The sequence below is a fragment of the Pseudomonas fluorescens genome (genome assembly GCF_005938625.1).
GTDB classification, from domain to species: domain Bacteria; phylum Pseudomonadota; class Gammaproteobacteria; order Pseudomonadales; family Pseudomonadaceae; genus Aquipseudomonas; species Aquipseudomonas fluorescens_BD.
In genome coordinates, this window is record NZ_VCNJ01000040.1 from 255040 (window position 1) to 270353 (window position 15314).

The following is a 15314-nucleotide window of genomic DNA, read 5'->3' on the forward strand; positions in this document are numbered from 1 at the left end:
TCTTTTCGGGAACACCAAAATCCCAAGCGAAAGATCAAAAGATCGCAGCCTTCGGCAGCTCCTACATGTCCTTGCAAGTTTTTGTAAGCCTGCCTTAACCCCATCGGGCCCGCCCCGAGATAGAGACGGATGCAGATTATGCACAGGCTAAAACACGGCCTACTTCAGGCCGCCGGTTGGCTGTTTTACCTAAGTTTGTTGATGGGCCTGGCCTTGATGCTGCCCACGTCCACATTCGACTCCGAGTCGAAGGACTTCATTTTCCTGATTGGCGCCGTGGGTATCTGGCGCTACTCGATGGGTGCAACGCACTTTGTGCGCGGCATGATTTTTCTCTACATCGTTTACCCGCACCTGCGCCGCAAAGTGCGCAAGCTGGGTAAAGCGGCGGACCCGTCGCATGTGTTCCTGATGGTCACCAGTTTCCGTATCGACGCGCTGACCACAGCGCAGGTCTACAGCTCGGTGATCCGCGAAGCCATCGACTGCGAACTGCCGACCACCGTGGTCTGCTCGATCGTGGAAATGTCCGATGAGTTGCTGGTCAAGGCGCTGTGGGCACGGATGAATCCGCCAGAACGTGTGAAGCTCGACTTCGTGCGCATTCCCGGCACCGGCAAACGTGATGGCCTGGCCTATGGTTTCCGCGCGATCTCCCGTCACTTGCCGGACGACCGTGCTGTGGTTGCCGTGATCGATGGCGACACCGTGCTCGGTGAAGGCACCGTGCGCAAGACCGTGCCGTGGTTCCAGCTGTTCGGCAACGTCGGCGGCCTGACCACCAACGAATTCTGCGAAGTGCGCGGCGGCTACATCATGAGCGAATGGCACAAGCTGCGTTTCGCCCAGCGCCACATCAACATGTGCTCGATGGCCCTGTCCAAACGCGTACTGACCATGACCGGCCGTATGTCGGTATTCAAAGCGTCTGTGGTCACCAACCCGGAATTCATCGCCGACGTGGAAAGCGACTCACTGCAACACTGGCGTCTGGGCCGTTTCAAGTTTTTGACCGGCGACGACAAGTCGAGCTGGTTCAGCCTGATGCGCCTCGGCTACGACACCTTCTACGTGCCTGACGCGGCGATCAACACCGTTGAACACCCGCCGGAGAAGAGCTTCATCAAGGCCAGCCGCAAACTGATGTTCCGTTGGTACGGCAACAACCTGCGGCAGAACTCGCGAGCGCTGGGCCTGGGTGTGAAACGCCTCGGCGCCTTCACTTCGGTGGTGCTGTTCGACCAGCGCGTATCGATGTGGACCTCCTTGCTCGGCCTGACCGTGGCGCTCATCGCCAGCTTCAAATACGGCACCGCGTTCATCCTGGTTTACCTGCTGTGGATCGGCATCACACGCCTGATCCTGACGTTGCTGTTGTCGTGTTCCGGTCACCGGATCGGCCCGGCTTATCCAGCGATTCTCTATTACAACCAGATCGTTGGTGCGCTGGTGAAGATCTACGTGTTCTTCCGCCTCGACCAACAATCCTGGACTCGCCAACCCACTTCCCTGACCCGTGATCTCGCCAGCTTTCAACGTTGGTTCAACACCTGGTCGTCTCGGACCATGACCTTCTCCGCCGGCAGCATTTTTGTCGCCGTGCTGCTGATGATGGTCTGACCCGCCCCTATTGAATTAACAAGGAAATCGCCCCTATGAATACCGCCGTCAACGCCAACGTAGTGCATGAATCCGAAGCCCAGCGCCAACACGCCCGTGTGAAAATCCCGGCCAAACTGCGCTTCTTCGGCCCCGACCGGACACCGGTTGAAGCGCGGGTCATCGACCTGTCGGCCGGTGGTCTGGCGTTCAACGCCGGGCAACTGCCGCTGACCATCGGCGAGGTGTACAAGGCGCGTCTGCAATTCGTCATCGACAACCTCGGCCTGGCGATGGACGTTGAACTGCAAGTGCGTTCCTTCGACCGCCAGACCGGCCGCGCTGGCTGCCAGTTCCAGAACCTCGAGCAGCAGGACATTTCCACCCTGCGCCACTTGATCACTTCGCACCTGGCCGGCGACATCGTCAGCATCGGCGAAGTGCTGGCGACCCTGCAGCGCGACAACTTCACCAAGGCGCGCAAGGTCAAGGACGGCGGCTCCGGCATGACCCCGTTCGGCCGTCTGAAAGCCGTGACGTTCAGCGCCGGTATTTTTGCAGTCGGCCTGGTGGCAGCGGGTTTCATTTTCAAATCGGTGTATGGCATGTACTTCGTCAGCCACGCGCAGGCCGGTCTGGTCAGCGTGCCGGGGATGAACATCACCATGCCGCGCGACGGCACCGTGCAGAGCCTGATCAAGTCCGACGGCGTCGCCGCGAAAGGCGCGCCACTGGCGACCTTCAGCACCAGCATGCTCGACGTGCTCAAGGGCCATCTGGAAGAAGATCAACTGTCCCCGGCCAAGGTTGAAGAACTGTTCGGCAAGCAAATGACCGGCACCCTGACTTCGCCGTGCGATTGCACCGTGGCTCAGCAACTGGTGGCTGACGGTCAATACGCGAGCAAGGGCGACGTGATTTTCCAGTTGGTACCGCGCAACACCCAGGCCAACGTTGATGCGCGCTTCTCTTATCGCCAGTTCGGCGACGTGCGCCCGGGTACTCCGGTGAGCTTCCAGATCGCCGGCGAAGACAAGACCCGCACCGGCAAGATTGTCAGCAGCACCAGCCTGAAAAGCGAAGACCTGTCCTCCGACATCCGCGTGCAGATCAAACCTGACGAGCCGCTCGACAGCAGCCTCGCCGGTCGCCCGGTGGAAGTGAACAGCGACCGTGGTCCGAACCTGAACTGGCTGATCGACAAAGCCATGGCTGCCGGTCTTTAAGTCGAGGACATGCCTGTGACTACTCCACCCATCCTGAAAACACCGCGATCCCTGTGGGAGCTGGCTTGCCAGCGATTGGATCAGCGCGGTGTGTCTGATGTACCGCATCGCCTGCATCGCGAGCAGGCTCACTCCTACATGGGCACGGTGTGTGCCTTGGCTTTGGCAGTCAGTCTCGCCGGTTGCGCCGGCCTGCCCGATCAGCGTCTGGCCAACGAAGCGCTCAAGCGGGGCGACACCGCCACCGCCGCGCAGAACTATCAGCAACTGGCCGATCTGGGTTACAGCGAAGCGCAAGTCGGCCTCGCCGACATCCAGGTCGACAGCCGCGACCCTGAGCAAATGAAACAGGCCGAAGCGACTTACCGCGCCGCCGCCAGTGTTTCGCCGCGTGCCCAGGCACGCTTGGGTCGCCTGCTGGTGGCCAAACCGGGTTCCACCGAAGCCGAGCATCAGGAAGCCGAAAGCCTGCTAAAAAAAGCCGCTGCCAATGGCGAAGGCAATACGTTGATCCCGCTGGCGATGCTCTATCTGCAATACCCGCACAGTTTCCCGAATATCAACGCTCAGCAGCAGATCGATCAGTGGCGCAAATCCGGTTACCCGGAAGCGGGTCTGGCGCAAGTGCTGCTTTATCGCACCCAAGGCACCTACGACCAGCACCTGGATGACGTGGAAAAGATCTGCAAAGCCGCGATCAACACCACCGACATCTGCTACGTCGAACTGGCCACCGTTTACCAGAAACGCGCGCAGCCAGAGCAACAAGCCGAGTTGATCAAGCAGATGCAGGCCGGTTACAGCCGTGGCACCGTCACCGCCCAGCGCGTCGATTCCGTGGCCCGTGTACTGGCCGATTCGACCCTGGGCAAGACCGACGAAAAAACCGCGCAGTCGCTGCTCGAGCCGATCGCTCCGGGCTACCCGGCATCGTGGGTGACCCTCGCGCAATTGCTTTACGACTACCCGGAACTGGGCGACGTCGACCAGATGATGAAGTACCTCGACAACGGCCGCGCCGCTGACCAGCCGCGCGCCGAACTGTTGCTGGGCAAGCTCTACTACGAAGGCAAAATGGTTCCGGCCGACGCCAAAGTCGCCGAAGAACATTTCCAGAAAGCCGTTGGCCGCGAAGTCGCCGCCGACTACTACCTCGGCCAGATCTATCGCCGTGGTTACCTGGGCAAGGTCTATCCGCAGAAGGCCCTCGATCACTTGCTGACCGCTGCGCGCAACGGCCAGAACAGCGCCGACTTCGCCATCGCCCAACTGTTCTCCCAAGGCAAAGGCACCAAGCCCGACCCGCTTAATGCCTACGTCTTCAGCCAATTGGCCAAGGCGCAAAACACCCCGCAAGCCGATGAGCTGGCGACCACCCTCGCCGCGCAACTGCCGCCCGAGCGTCTCGCCGAAGCCCAGCGTCTGCTGCAACAGGAGCAAGCCAGCCGTGGCGCTCTGAACCAGAACACGCTGCAACTGCACGCCCTGCAAGAAGAAGACGGCGAGGAAAAATTATGAAGTTGAATCCATTCGTGAAGGCCGGCATTGGCCTTTCGTTCGCGCTGATCTGGTCTTGCCCGACACTGGCCGCGATGACTGAAACCAAGAACTTTGGCCTCGAAGTGAAAGTCACCGGTCAGTCCGAAGATGACCGCGACCTCGGCACCGCCAAGGGCGGCGACGTCAACGGTGTCGGCCTCGACCTGCGTCCGTGGATCTACGGCGAAAGCGGCGCGTGGAGCGCCTACGCCATGGGTCAGGCCGTGACCTCGACCGACATCATCGAAACCGACACCCTGCAACAATCCGACGGTGAACAAGCCACCGACAACGGTGATCGCAAAACCAAGAAAAACTACTTGGCGATGCGCGAGTTCTGGGTCGGTTACAGCGGCCTCACCCCGTACCCGGGCGAAATGCTCAAGTTCGGTCGCCAGCGCCTGCGCAATGACGACGGCCAATGGCGCGACACCAACATCGAAGCGCTGAACTGGACCTTCGACACCACCCTGCTGCGCGCCAACGCCGGTGTCGCCGAACGCTTCAGCGAATACCGCACTGACCTCAAAGAGCTGGCGCCGAAAGACAAGGATCGCCTGCACGCCTACGCCGATGCCGCTTACCAGTGGACGCCGGGCAACTGGGTCGGCATTCGCGGTCACCACACCCATGATGACGGCAAACTCGATTACGCCGAACCGGGCGTCCCGCGTGATTCGCTGGATAAAACCGAGAACGGCGACATCAGCTGGCTCGGCCTGACCGCCGACAGCGACGCCTACAACTGGCGCAACACCAACACCGTCAACTACTGGGGCAGCATCACCGGCATGAGCGGCGACCGCGACACGGTCAACGCGCTGAATGCCGACGGCTCGCGCCCGGCGCAAGCCAAGCGCAGTGATGACGTCAACGGCTGGGCCACTGACATCGGTGTGCGTCTGCGCCTCGATCCGCAATGGCAAGTCGGCGGTGCCTATGCCCGCGCCAGCGCCGATTACGAGCAAAACGGTCTAGAGAGCAACCGCTCCAACTACACCGGTACGCGCTCGCGGGTTCACCGTTTCGGCGAAGCGTTCCGTGGCGAAATGAACAACATGCAGACCGCGACCCTGTTCGGTTCGTGGATGGTCAACGACGAGTACGACGCCAGCCTGATCTACCACAAGTTCTGGCGTGTCGACGGCAACAAGCCGGTCGGCAGCAACGGCATCAACGCCGTGGAAAACAACACCGACGACGCCACCGGCGCGATCCTTTCCAGCACTTCGCTGCCGCTTGAAGACGGCAACAAGGACTTGGGTCAGGAGATGGACCTGGTCGTCACCAAGTACTTCAAGCAAGGCCTGTTGCCGGCGGCGCTGAGCCAGTCGATCGACGAGCCTTCGGCCCTGGTGCGCTTCCGTGGCGGTGTGTTCAAGCCGGGCGATGCCTACGGCAAGCAGGTTGATTCGTACATGCACCGCGCGTTCATCGACGTGATCTGGCGCTTCTGATGCAAACCGCCAAGGGAGTGCCCGACATGATCAGCACCAGGATAGGCTCACTCAGCCTGCTGGCCGGCGCGATGCTGCTGGCCAGCGCTGGCGCCTTCGCCAACGTGGAGCCGGCCAAGCCTGCGACCACGGCCAAGGAGCTGCAACAAGCCAAGACCTACACCGTCAGCAGCGCACCCACCGAGGCGCTGAATCTGGCCGCGCCGAAACTGCCCGACCTTTCCGGCTTCACCGCCGAGGCCGCCGCCGCGAAGATCAACCGCAGCAAACCGGGCAAGATCAGCGTGCGCCGGATGATGCAGGAAGACGCGCTGAAGGATTTCATCGGCGGCGACAACAAGATGGCCGAATGGGTGGTGCGTCAGCACGGCATCCCGCAGGCGATCTTCGTCGATGACGGCTACATCAACCTCAAGGATCTGGCGCAGAAACTGCCCAAGCAGTATTTCAGCGAAACCTCGCCGGGCGTGTATTTGTCGAAGCTGCCGATCGTTGTCGGTCGTAAAGGCATCCTCGAAATCGATGGCCAGACCCAGGAATTGCGCCTGTCGCAAGAGGCCGGTTCGTTCCTGGTCAACGACGGTCAGTTGTTCGTGCGCGATACCAAGATCACTGGCTGGCGCGAGAAGGAAAACGGCCCGGCGACCTTCCGTTCGCCGAAGGAATTCCGTCCGTTCCTGCTCGCTTGGGGTGGCACCGAGACCTACATCGTCAACAGCAAGATGGCCAGCTTCGGTTACGCCAACAGTAAGTCCTACGGCGTGAGTATTTCCCAATACACGCCGAACATGGCCAAGGTCCTCAAGCGTCCCGAGCCGACTGGCTGGATCGTCGGTTCCGAGTTCTCCGACATGTGGTACGGCTTCTACTGCTACGAGACCCGCGACTTCGTAGTCAAGGGCAACACCTACAAAGACAACATCGTTTACGGCATCGACCCGCACGACCGTTCCCATGGCCTGATCATTGCCGAGAACACCGTGCACGCCACGAAGAAGAAGCACGGGATCATTATTTCCCGTGAGGTCAACGACAGCTTCATCTTCAACAACAAAAGCTTCGACAACCACCTCTCGGGCCTGGTGATCGACCGTAACAGCGTCAACAACATCATTGCCTACAACGAGATCTACAAGAACCACACCGACGGCATCACCCTCTACGAGTCCGCCGACAACCTGCTGTGGGGCAACAAGGTCATCAGCAACAAGCGCCACGGCATCCGCATTCGTAACAGCGTGAACATCCGCCTCTACGAAAACGTCGCCATGGCCAACGGTCTGACCGGCGTCTACGGCCACATCAAGGACCTCACCGACACCGACCGTGACATCAAGCTCGACCCGTTCGATGCGCAGGTGTCGCTGATCGTCGTTGGCGGTGAGCTTGCGGCCAATGGCAGCGGCCCGCTGTCGATCGATTCACCGTTGAGTGTCGAGCTGTATCGCGTGTCGATGCTGGCGCCGACCAAATCCAGCGGCATCAGCTTCAACGGCATCCTCGGCGAGCGCCAGGATGAAATTCTCGACCTGCTGGTGCGCCAGCAGAAAGCCGTGCTGATCGACCCTGTCGAACGCCAGACCGAAATGCAGGACTGAGGATAATTTTATGCACCCACACTTGATCAGATTACTCAGCCTGTCGGCCCTGACCGTGGGCATTCTCGCGGCCAGCAACGGCGCCCGTGCCGATGAAGGCGCCGCTGCCACGCCGCCAAAATTCAGCGCCGAACCGTGCTGTAACCTGTGCCCGGCGGCCCATGACGCGAAGAACTACACCACGCGTTACCAGCAGAACTTCACCACGTTGGTGCAGGCGCAAGGCGACTGGCTGTTCCGGACTCAGGAAGATTTGCGCACCGAGTTCAACACCACCCCGGCCGGCTACAAGCGTCTGCAACAGCTGCACGATGCGTTCAAAGCCAAAGGCGTCGAACTGGTGATCGTCTACCAGCCGACCCGTGGCCTGGTGAACCGCAACAAGCTCAATCCGCAGGAAAAAGCCGCGTTCGATTACGAGAAAGCGCTGGGCAACTACAAGACCATGCTCGGCCGTTTCGCCAAGATGGGTTACGTCGTGCCGGACCTGTCACCGCTGACCAACGAATCGCTGCCAGACACCCTGCCCGCCCACGATTTCTACTTCCGTGGCGACCAGCACTGGACGCCATACGGTGCACAGCGCACGGCGAAAATCGTCGCCGAAAAGGTCAAGCAGATCCCGGCCTTCGCCGACGTGCCCAAGCGTGAATTCGAGACCAAGCGCTCCGGGCGCATGGGCAAGACCGGCACCCTGCACAACATGGCCGGGCAACTGTGCGGCACCAGTTACGCGATCCAGTACATGGACCAGTTCACCACCGAGCCTAAGGGCGAAGCTGGCGACGGCGACCTGTTCGGCGATTCCGGCAATCCGCAAATCACCCTCGTCGGTACTTCGCACAGCGGCAAGAACTACAACTTCGCCGGCTTCCTCGAAGAAGCCATCGGCGCTGACATTCTCAACGTCGCCTTCCCTGGCGGCGGTCTGGAAGGTTCGATGTTGCAGTACCTGGGCAGCGACGAATTCCAGAAGACCCCGCCGAAAATTCTCATCTGGGAATTCTCGCCGCTGTACCGCCTCGACCAGGAAACCATCTATCGCCAGATGATGTCTCTTCTCGACAACGGCTGCGAAGGCAAAGATGCACAGATGACCGCGAGCACCACGCTCAAGCCGGGCAGCAAACAAGAACTGCTGGTCAACAGCAAGAACCTGAACCTGCAGAACAGCAGCCATCAGGTCGACATCCGCTTCGCCGACCCTTCGGTGAAAACCCTGCAAGCCACCCTCTGGTACATGAACGGTCGCCACGAGGACATCAAGATCGAGAAACCGGAAACCTCCGACACCGACGGTCGTTTCGCCTTTGAGCTGCGCACGGACGAAGACTGGGCCTCGCAAAACCTGCTGGCGGTCGAAGTCCAGGGCCCGGAAGCGGGTACCGCGCCACAGAAAGTCGAAGCGAAAATCTGCAAACGCAACGTATTCCCGGGCGCTGGGCAACAAACCGCTCAGGTCGGGCAATGAGGTCTGCTATGCGAAATCCGAAATTGAAATCTTTATTGGCACCCACCCTGTTGAGCCTGGCGATGTTCGCCGGAGCGACTCAGGCCGCCGCGCCATTGCGTCCACCGCAGGGTTACTTTGCGCCTGTGGACAAATTCAAGACTGGCGACAACAGCGAAGGCTGCGATGCGATGCCGGCGCCGTACACCGGGCCGCTGCAATTTCGCAGCAAATACGAAGGCTCGGACAAGGCGCGTTCGACCCTGAACGTGCAGTCGGAAAAAGCCTTTCGCGACACCACCAAAGACATCACCACGCTGGAACGCGGCACCGCCAAACGGGTGATGCAGTTCATGCGCGACGGTCGTCCGGAGCAACTTGATTGCACGCTGAACTGGCTGACCGCGTGGGCCAAAGCCGATGCGTTGATGTCGAAAGACTTCAACCACACCGGCAAGTCGATGCGCAAATGGGCGCTGGGCAGCATGGCCTCTTCGTACATTCGCCTGAAATTCTCCGACTCGCATCCGCTGGCGCAGCATCAGCAGGAAGCGCAGTTGATCGAAGCGTGGTTCAGCAAAATGGCCGATCAGGTGGTCAGCGACTGGGACAACCTGCCGCTGGAAAAAACCAACAACCATTCCTACTGGGCCGCATGGTCGGTGATGGCGACCTCGGTCGCGACCAACCGCCGCGACCTGTTTGACTGGGCGGTGAAGGAATACAAGGTCGGCGCCAATCAAGTCGATGCCGACGGTTACCTGCCGAACGAACTCAAGCGCCAGCAACGCGCGCTCGCCTATCACAACTACGCCCTGCCGCCGCTGGCGATGATCGCCAGTTTCGCCCAGGTCAACGGGGTTGATTTGCGTCAGGAGAACAACGCTGCGCTGAAGCGTCTGGGTGATCGGGTGTTGTCCGGGGTGAAAGACCCGGATGAATTCGAGAAGAAGAACGGCAAAGAGCAGGACATGACCGACCTCAAAGAGGACATGAAGTTCGCCTGGCTAGAACCGTTCTGCACGCTCTACACCTGTGCGCCGGATGTGATCGAGAAGAAGCACGGCATGCAGCCGTTCAAGACTTTCCGCCTCGGCGGCGACCTGACCAAGGTCTACGACCCGTCCCATGAAAAGGGCAACAAGGGTTCTTGAAAGGCGAAAAGCAAAAGCCCCTCACCCTAACCCTCTCCCAGAGGGAGAGGGGACTGACCGAGGTGGCTGTACGAGTTACGCCGAAATGAAATATCGAGTCGATCTCCATTTCTGAAAACCATGGAGATCAGGCTCCCTCTCCCTCCGGGAGAGGGCGGGGGGTGAGGGGCGCGGTCTGACGGCCAGCTCCGACCTCAAGCAAGCATTGTGTCACCCCTCCACTACCACGGGGGGGTTGGGGGGGCTTCGGCCCTTGACTGTTGGTTCAAACATGGAGAGATCGGGATGGTATTTTCATCCAACGTGTTCCTGTTTCTGTTCTTGCCGATCTTTCTCGGCTTGTACTACTTGAGCGGGCAACGCTATCGCAACCTGCTGCTGCTGATCGCCAGCTACGTGTTCTATGCCTGGTGGCGTGTGGACTTCCTCGCGCTGTTCGCCGCCGTCACATTGTGGAACTACTGGATCGGCCTCAAAGTCGGTGCCGCCGGTGTCAGAACCAAACCGGCGCAGCGCTGGCTGTTGCTCGGTGTCGCAGTCGACCTGTGCATCCTCGGCTACTTCAAGTACGCCAACTTCGGCGTCGACAGCATCAACGCGATGATGACGTCGGTCGGTCTGTCGCCGTTCATCCTCACTCACGTGCTGCTGCCGATCGGTATCTCGTTCTACATTTTCGAATCGATCAGCTACATCATCGACGTGTATCGCGGCGACACCCCGGCCACGCGCAACCTGATCGACTTCGCGGCGTTCGTGGCGATTTTCCCGCACTTGATTGCCGGCCCGGTCCTGCGTTTCCGCGACCTCGCCGACCAGTTCAACAACCGCACGCACACCCTCGACAAGTTCTCCGAGGGCTGCACGAGGTTCATGCAGGGTTTCATCAAAAAGGTCTTCATCGCTGACACCCTCGCGGTGGTCGCTGACCATTGCTTCGCGCTGCAAAACCCGACCACGGGTGATGCCTGGCTCGGCGCGCTGGCCTACACCGCGCAGCTGTATTTCGACTTCTCCGGTTACAGCGACATGGCCATCGGTCTGGGCTTGATGATGGGTTTCCGCTTCATGGAAAACTTCAAACAGCCGTACATCAGCCAGTCGATCACCGAGTTCTGGCGCCGCTGGCACATCAGCCTGTCGACCTGGCTGCGCGACTATCTGTACATCACCCTCGGCGGTAACCGTAAAGGCACGCTGATGACCTATCGCAACCTGTTCCTGACCATGCTCCTCGGTGGTCTGTGGCACGGCGCGAACATCACTTACATCGTCTGGGGCGCCTGGCACGGCATGTGGCTGGCGATTGAAAAAGCGCTGGGGCTGAACACCTCGCCGCGCAGTCTCAACCCGATCCGCTGGGCGCTGACCTTCCTGCTGGTGGTCATGGGCTGGGTGATCTTCCGCGCCGAGAACCTGCATGTCGCCGGCCGTATGTACGGCGCAATGTTCAGCTTCGGCGACTGGTCGCTGTCGGAACTCAATCAGGCCAGCCTCACCGGTCTGCAAGTGGCGACCCTCGTCGTGGCGTACGTGACGCTGGCCTTCTTCGGTCTGCGCGATCTGTACACCAACCAGCCGCCGGCCAAGATCAAACCTGAAGTCAACGTTGAGGCCAACGGCCCTGCCACTGCGACTCCGGGAATGATCAAAGCAGCGCCAGGCGAAAACCCGGCAAGCATCCACGAGCCTGGCTACACCGTCGGCGTCGAAGCCCAGGTGCAACCGGCCTACTGGAGCGCGGACTGGTCGCGCTATGTGATGCGCGGCTTGATCCTGCTGCTGTTCATCGCCTCGATTCTCAAACTTTCGGCGCAAAGCTTCTCGCCGTTCCTTTACTTCCAGTTCTGAGGGATCTGACATGACCCGCTCATTACGCATCTTCTACATCGCCCTGTTCCTGGTGACCCTGTTGGTCCTCGGTGTGTGGTCGGTTCGCAGCTTCTTTGGCTTCAGCACCAATGCCGAGGCAACGGTGCTCAACGGCCGCTGGACCAAGGCTGTGGAAACGCACTACGACGATGAATTCCCGATCAAGCGTCTGGGCACCAACCTCTGGGCCGCGCTGGATTTCAAACTGTTCAACGAAGGTCGTCCGGGCGTGGTGCTCGGTCGCGATCAGTGGTTGTACAGCGATGAGGAATTCAACCCGATCGTCAACGAAGAGCTGAACCTGCAAGGCAACTACGCGCTGGTCGAAGGCGTGCGCCAGACCCTGAAAGAGAAAGGCGTGAAACTGGTGATGGCGATCGTGCCGGCCAAGGTTCGTCTGTACCCGGAGCATCTGGGTGAAGTGAAACCGGCGAGCATCCACGAAAATCTCTATCAGGATTTCCATGCTCGTGTAGCCGCCGACAAGATCCTCGCCCCTGACCTGCTCAAGCCGTTCCAACAGGCCAAGCAGAGCGGTCAGCAAGTGTTCCTGCGCACTGACACGCACTGGACGCCTGAAGGCGCCGAGATCGCTGCCAACACGCTGGCGAAAACCATCGCCGACAAGTTCCCGCTCAGCGGCGAGCCGCAGCGCTTCGTCACTACGCCAGCGGAGAAGGTTACGCACAAGGGCGATCTGCGCTTGTTCCTGCCGCTCGATCCGCTGTTTGAAAACCTGATGCCGGCGCAAGAGCCGCTGCAAAAGCGCAACACCGTCGCGGCTGGCGATCAGCCTGCCGGTGACGACGCGCTGTTCGCCAGCAATGAAGTGCCGGTGGCACTGGTCGGCACCAGCTACAGCGCCAACCCCAACTGGAACTTCGTCGGTGCGCTGAAACAAGCGCTGCACAGCGACGTGGTGAGCTACGCCGAAGACGGCCACGGCCCGATCCTGCCGATGCTCAGCTACCTGAAAAGCGATGACTTCAAGAACAGCCCGCCACAGGTGCTGATCTGGGAGTTTCCTGAACGATATCTGCCTGTGAACAACGAAATCGGCGACGCCGACCCGCAGTGGGTCGCAGAGCTCAAACAAGCCGGTGCTCGCCAACAAAACGTAGCCATCAACACTAAATCCGAGACGCCCGATCGGGCGCAAAACTGAAAGAGAGGTACACCATGACTTTCACTACTACTCCTCGTCGTCTCGCAAAACGCATTGCACTGGTTGCAGGTCTGAGCGTGTTGTCGGTTCAGGCTTTCGCCGGTGGCGACGCTGCGCTCTACGGCCCGACCGCACCGAAAGGCTCGACCTTCGTGCGTATCTACAACGCCAGCAACGCAGAAGTCAGCGCGACTGTCGGCAGCACCAACCTGAGCGACGTTGCGCCACTGGCCAGCAGCGACTTCAGCTTCATGCCGGGCGGTGATTACAGCGCCAAGGTCGGCAGCCAGACCCTGCCGGTGAAATTGGCTGGTGATCACTACTACACCCTGGTCAACAACGCTTCCGGCGCGCCGCAACTGATCGAAGAGCCGCCGTTCAAGAACAAGCAGAAATCCCTGGTACGCGTGCAGAACCTCAGCGACAAGCCGCTGACCCTGAAGACCGCCGACGGCAAGACCGACGTGGTGCCGAACGTGGCCGCCAAGGGCCGTGGCGAACGTGAAATCAACCCAGTGAAAGTCAGCCTGGCGCTGTACGAAGGTGACAAGAAAGTCGGCGACGTGAAACCGGTCGCCCTGGAGCGCGGTGAAGCCGCAGTGCTGTACGTCACCGGCAGCGGCAGCAGCCTGTCGCCAGTCTGGGTGAAACGCCCGGTATCGACTCGCTAAACGCTCGAGCTATCAGCTACAAGCCTCAAGCTGCAAGTAAAGCGCTTCTAACTCGCCGCTTGCAGCTTGCAGCTCTCAACTGCATTTTATGGAGTAAACAATATGATTCCGGTGATCTTGTCAGGTGGTAGCGGTTCGCGTCTCTGGCCGCTTTCGCGTAAGCAGTTCCCTAAGCAATTCCTCGCCCTGACCGGCGAACACACGCTGTTCCAGCAGACCCTCGAGCGCCTGGTGTTCGAAGGCATGGACACCCCGATCGTGGTCTGCAACAAGGATCACCGCTTTATCGTCAACGAGCAGCTGAGCAACCGCAATCTGGAAGTGCAGCGCATCCTCATGGAACCGTTCGGTCGCAACACCGCGCCGGCCGTGGCACTGACCGCGATGATGCTGGTCAATGAAGGTCGTGACGAGTTGATGCTGGTGCTGCCGGCCGACCACGTGCTGGAAGATCAGAAAGCGCTGCAACGCGCTCTGGCCCTGGCCACCGTCGCTGCCGAAAACGGCGAAATGGTCCTGTTCGGCGTGCCGGCGACCAAACCGGAAACCGGTTACGGCTACATCAAATCCACCGGTGATTCGCTGCTGCCCGAAGGCGTCAGCCGCGTCTCGCACTTCGTCGAAAAACCTGACGTCAAACGTGCCACCGAGTACGTGCAGTCCGGCGGCTACTACTGGAACAGCGGCATGTTCCTGTTCCGCGCCAGCCGCTTCCTCGAAGAGCTGAAAAAGCACGATCCGGACATCTACGACACCTGCCTGTTGACCCTTGAGCGCAGCGAGCAGGATGCCGACACCGTGACGCTGGACGAAGCCACCTTCGCCTGCTGCCCGGACAATTCCATCGACTACTCCGTCATGGAAAAAACCCAGCGCGCCTGCGTGGTGCCGCTGACCGCCGGCTGGAGCGATGTCGGTTGCTGGTCGTCGCTGTGGGAAGTCAACGAGAAAGACGCCAACGGCAACGTCACCAAAGGCGACGTGGTCATCCAGGACAGCAAGAACTGCATGATCCACGGCAACGGCAAACTGGTGTCGGTGATCGGTCTGGAAAACATCGTCGTGGTCGAAACCAAAGACGCCATGATGATTGCCCACAAAGACAAGGTTCAGGGCGTCAAGCAAATGGTCAACACGCTCAACGAGCAGGGCCGCAGCGAAACCCAGAACCACTGCGAGGTTTATCGTCCGTGGGGTTCGTATGACTCGGTGGACATGGGCGGGCGTTTCCAGGTCAAGCACATTTCGGTAAAACCGGGCGCATGCCTGTCGCTGCAGATGCACCACCACCGCGCCGAACACTGGATCGTGGTCAGCGGCACCGCTGAAGTGACCTGCGATGAAAACGTGTTCCTGCTCTGCGAGAACCAGTCGACCTACATCCCGATCGCCTCGGTGCATCGCCTGCGCAACCCGGGCAAGATCCCGCTGGAAATCATCGAAGTCCAGTCGGGCTCGTACCTGGGTGAAGACGATATCGAGCGCTTCGAAGACATCTACGGCCGCTCCACACCGATCGAACGCGGCGTGTCGGTGAAGACCATCGCGCAGTAACGTCCGTTAAAAAAGAAGCCCCCGTCCAG

At 60.1% G+C, this 15314-nt stretch carries 11 protein-coding genes; all 11 read left to right on the top strand.

The features are described from left to right. Window positions 1-138: 138 nt before the first annotated feature. The 11 genes from alg8 (at window position 139) to FGA82_RS23525 (ending at window position 15285) form a co-directional block, all read left to right on the top strand. Window positions 139-1620: a mannuronan synthase gene (gene alg8 / locus FGA82_RS23475; RefSeq protein ID WP_432767187.1), complete on the top strand. Its 1482-nt coding sequence runs from the start codon at window positions 139-141 to the stop codon at window positions 1618-1620. A 35-nt stretch (window positions 1621-1655) separates the two neighbouring features. Next, complete coding sequence (locus FGA82_RS23480; protein ID WP_141128924.1) at window positions 1656-2825, top strand: alginate biosynthesis protein Alg44; 1170 nt, start codon at window positions 1656-1658, stop codon at window positions 2823-2825. Window positions 2826-2834: 9 nt separating this feature from the next. Continuing rightward, window positions 2835-4343 (top strand): alginate biosynthesis TPR repeat lipoprotein AlgK, encoded by a 1509-nt coding sequence (algK, locus tag FGA82_RS23485; RefSeq protein ID WP_283242344.1) that lies wholly within the window; start codon window positions 2835-2837, stop codon window positions 4341-4343. Continuing rightward, window positions 4340-5821, top strand: coding sequence for an alginate export family protein (locus FGA82_RS23490; protein ID WP_141128925.1), 1482 nt, complete (start codon window positions 4340-4342; stop codon window positions 5819-5821). Before algK ends, FGA82_RS23490 begins: the two co-directional genes overlap by 4 nt. A gap of 26 nt (window positions 5822-5847) precedes the next feature. Then, on the top strand, window positions 5848-7419 hold the full coding sequence (algG, locus tag FGA82_RS23495) for a mannuronan 5-epimerase AlgG (protein ID WP_141128926.1): 1572 nt from the start codon (window positions 5848-5850) through the stop codon (window positions 7417-7419). Window positions 7420-7429: 10 nt separating this feature from the next. Continuing rightward, the gene (locus FGA82_RS23500; protein WP_141128927.1) at window positions 7430-8890 is read left to right on the top strand and encodes an alginate O-acetyltransferase; all 1461 of its coding nucleotides are present in this window, start codon (window positions 7430-7432) and stop codon (window positions 8888-8890) included. A gap of 8 nt (window positions 8891-8898) precedes the next feature. Next, window positions 8899-10023 (top strand): mannuronate-specific alginate lyase, encoded by a 1125-nt coding sequence (locus FGA82_RS23505; protein WP_141128928.1) that lies wholly within the window; start codon window positions 8899-8901, stop codon window positions 10021-10023. A 285-nt stretch (window positions 10024-10308) separates the two neighbouring features. After that, window positions 10309-11874, top strand: a complete 1566-nt coding sequence (locus tag FGA82_RS23510) for an MBOAT family O-acyltransferase (RefSeq protein ID WP_141128929.1) — start codon at window positions 10309-10311, stop codon at window positions 11872-11874. Window positions 11875-11884: 10 nt separating this feature from the next. After that, window positions 11885-13060, top strand: a complete 1176-nt coding sequence (locus FGA82_RS23515; RefSeq protein ID WP_141128930.1) for an alginate O-acetyltransferase — start codon at window positions 11885-11887, stop codon at window positions 13058-13060. A gap of 14 nt (window positions 13061-13074) precedes the next feature. Further along, on the top strand, window positions 13075-13731 hold the full coding sequence (locus FGA82_RS23520; RefSeq protein ID WP_103305188.1) for an alginate O-acetyltransferase AlgF: 657 nt from the start codon (window positions 13075-13077) through the stop codon (window positions 13729-13731). Window positions 13732-13833: 102 nt separating this feature from the next. Further along, window positions 13834-15285: a mannose-1-phosphate guanylyltransferase/mannose-6-phosphate isomerase gene (locus FGA82_RS23525; RefSeq protein ID WP_141128931.1), complete on the top strand. Its 1452-nt coding sequence runs from the start codon at window positions 13834-13836 to the stop codon at window positions 15283-15285. The last annotated feature ends 29 nt before the right edge of the window (window positions 15286-15314 follow it).

Excerpts from the sequence above, each read along its gene's own strand:
- alg8 (WP_432767187.1), top strand. The coding sequence starts at position 139 with ATGCACAGGCTAAAACACGGCCTACTTCAGGCCGCCGGTTGGCTGTTT.
- FGA82_RS23480 (WP_141128924.1), top strand. The coding sequence starts at position 1,656 with ATGAATACCGCCGTCAACGCCAACGTAGTGCATGAATCCGAAGCCCAG.
- algK (WP_283242344.1), top strand. The coding sequence starts at position 2,835 with ATGCCTGTGACTACTCCACCCATCCTGAAAACACCGCGATCCCTGTGG.
- FGA82_RS23490 (WP_141128925.1), top strand. The coding sequence starts at position 4,340 with ATGAAGTTGAATCCATTCGTGAAGGCCGGCATTGGCCTTTCGTTCGCG.
- algG (WP_141128926.1), top strand. The coding sequence starts at position 5,848 with ATGATCAGCACCAGGATAGGCTCACTCAGCCTGCTGGCCGGCGCGATG.
- FGA82_RS23500 (WP_141128927.1), top strand. The coding sequence starts at position 7,430 with ATGCACCCACACTTGATCAGATTACTCAGCCTGTCGGCCCTGACCGTG.
- FGA82_RS23505 (WP_141128928.1), top strand. The coding sequence starts at position 8,899 with ATGCGAAATCCGAAATTGAAATCTTTATTGGCACCCACCCTGTTGAGC.
- FGA82_RS23510 (WP_141128929.1), top strand. The coding sequence starts at position 10,309 with ATGGTATTTTCATCCAACGTGTTCCTGTTTCTGTTCTTGCCGATCTTT.
- FGA82_RS23515 (WP_141128930.1), top strand. The coding sequence starts at position 11,885 with ATGACCCGCTCATTACGCATCTTCTACATCGCCCTGTTCCTGGTGACC.
- FGA82_RS23520 (WP_103305188.1), top strand. The coding sequence starts at position 13,075 with ATGACTTTCACTACTACTCCTCGTCGTCTCGCAAAACGCATTGCACTG.
- FGA82_RS23525 (WP_141128931.1), top strand. The coding sequence starts at position 13,834 with ATGATTCCGGTGATCTTGTCAGGTGGTAGCGGTTCGCGTCTCTGGCCG.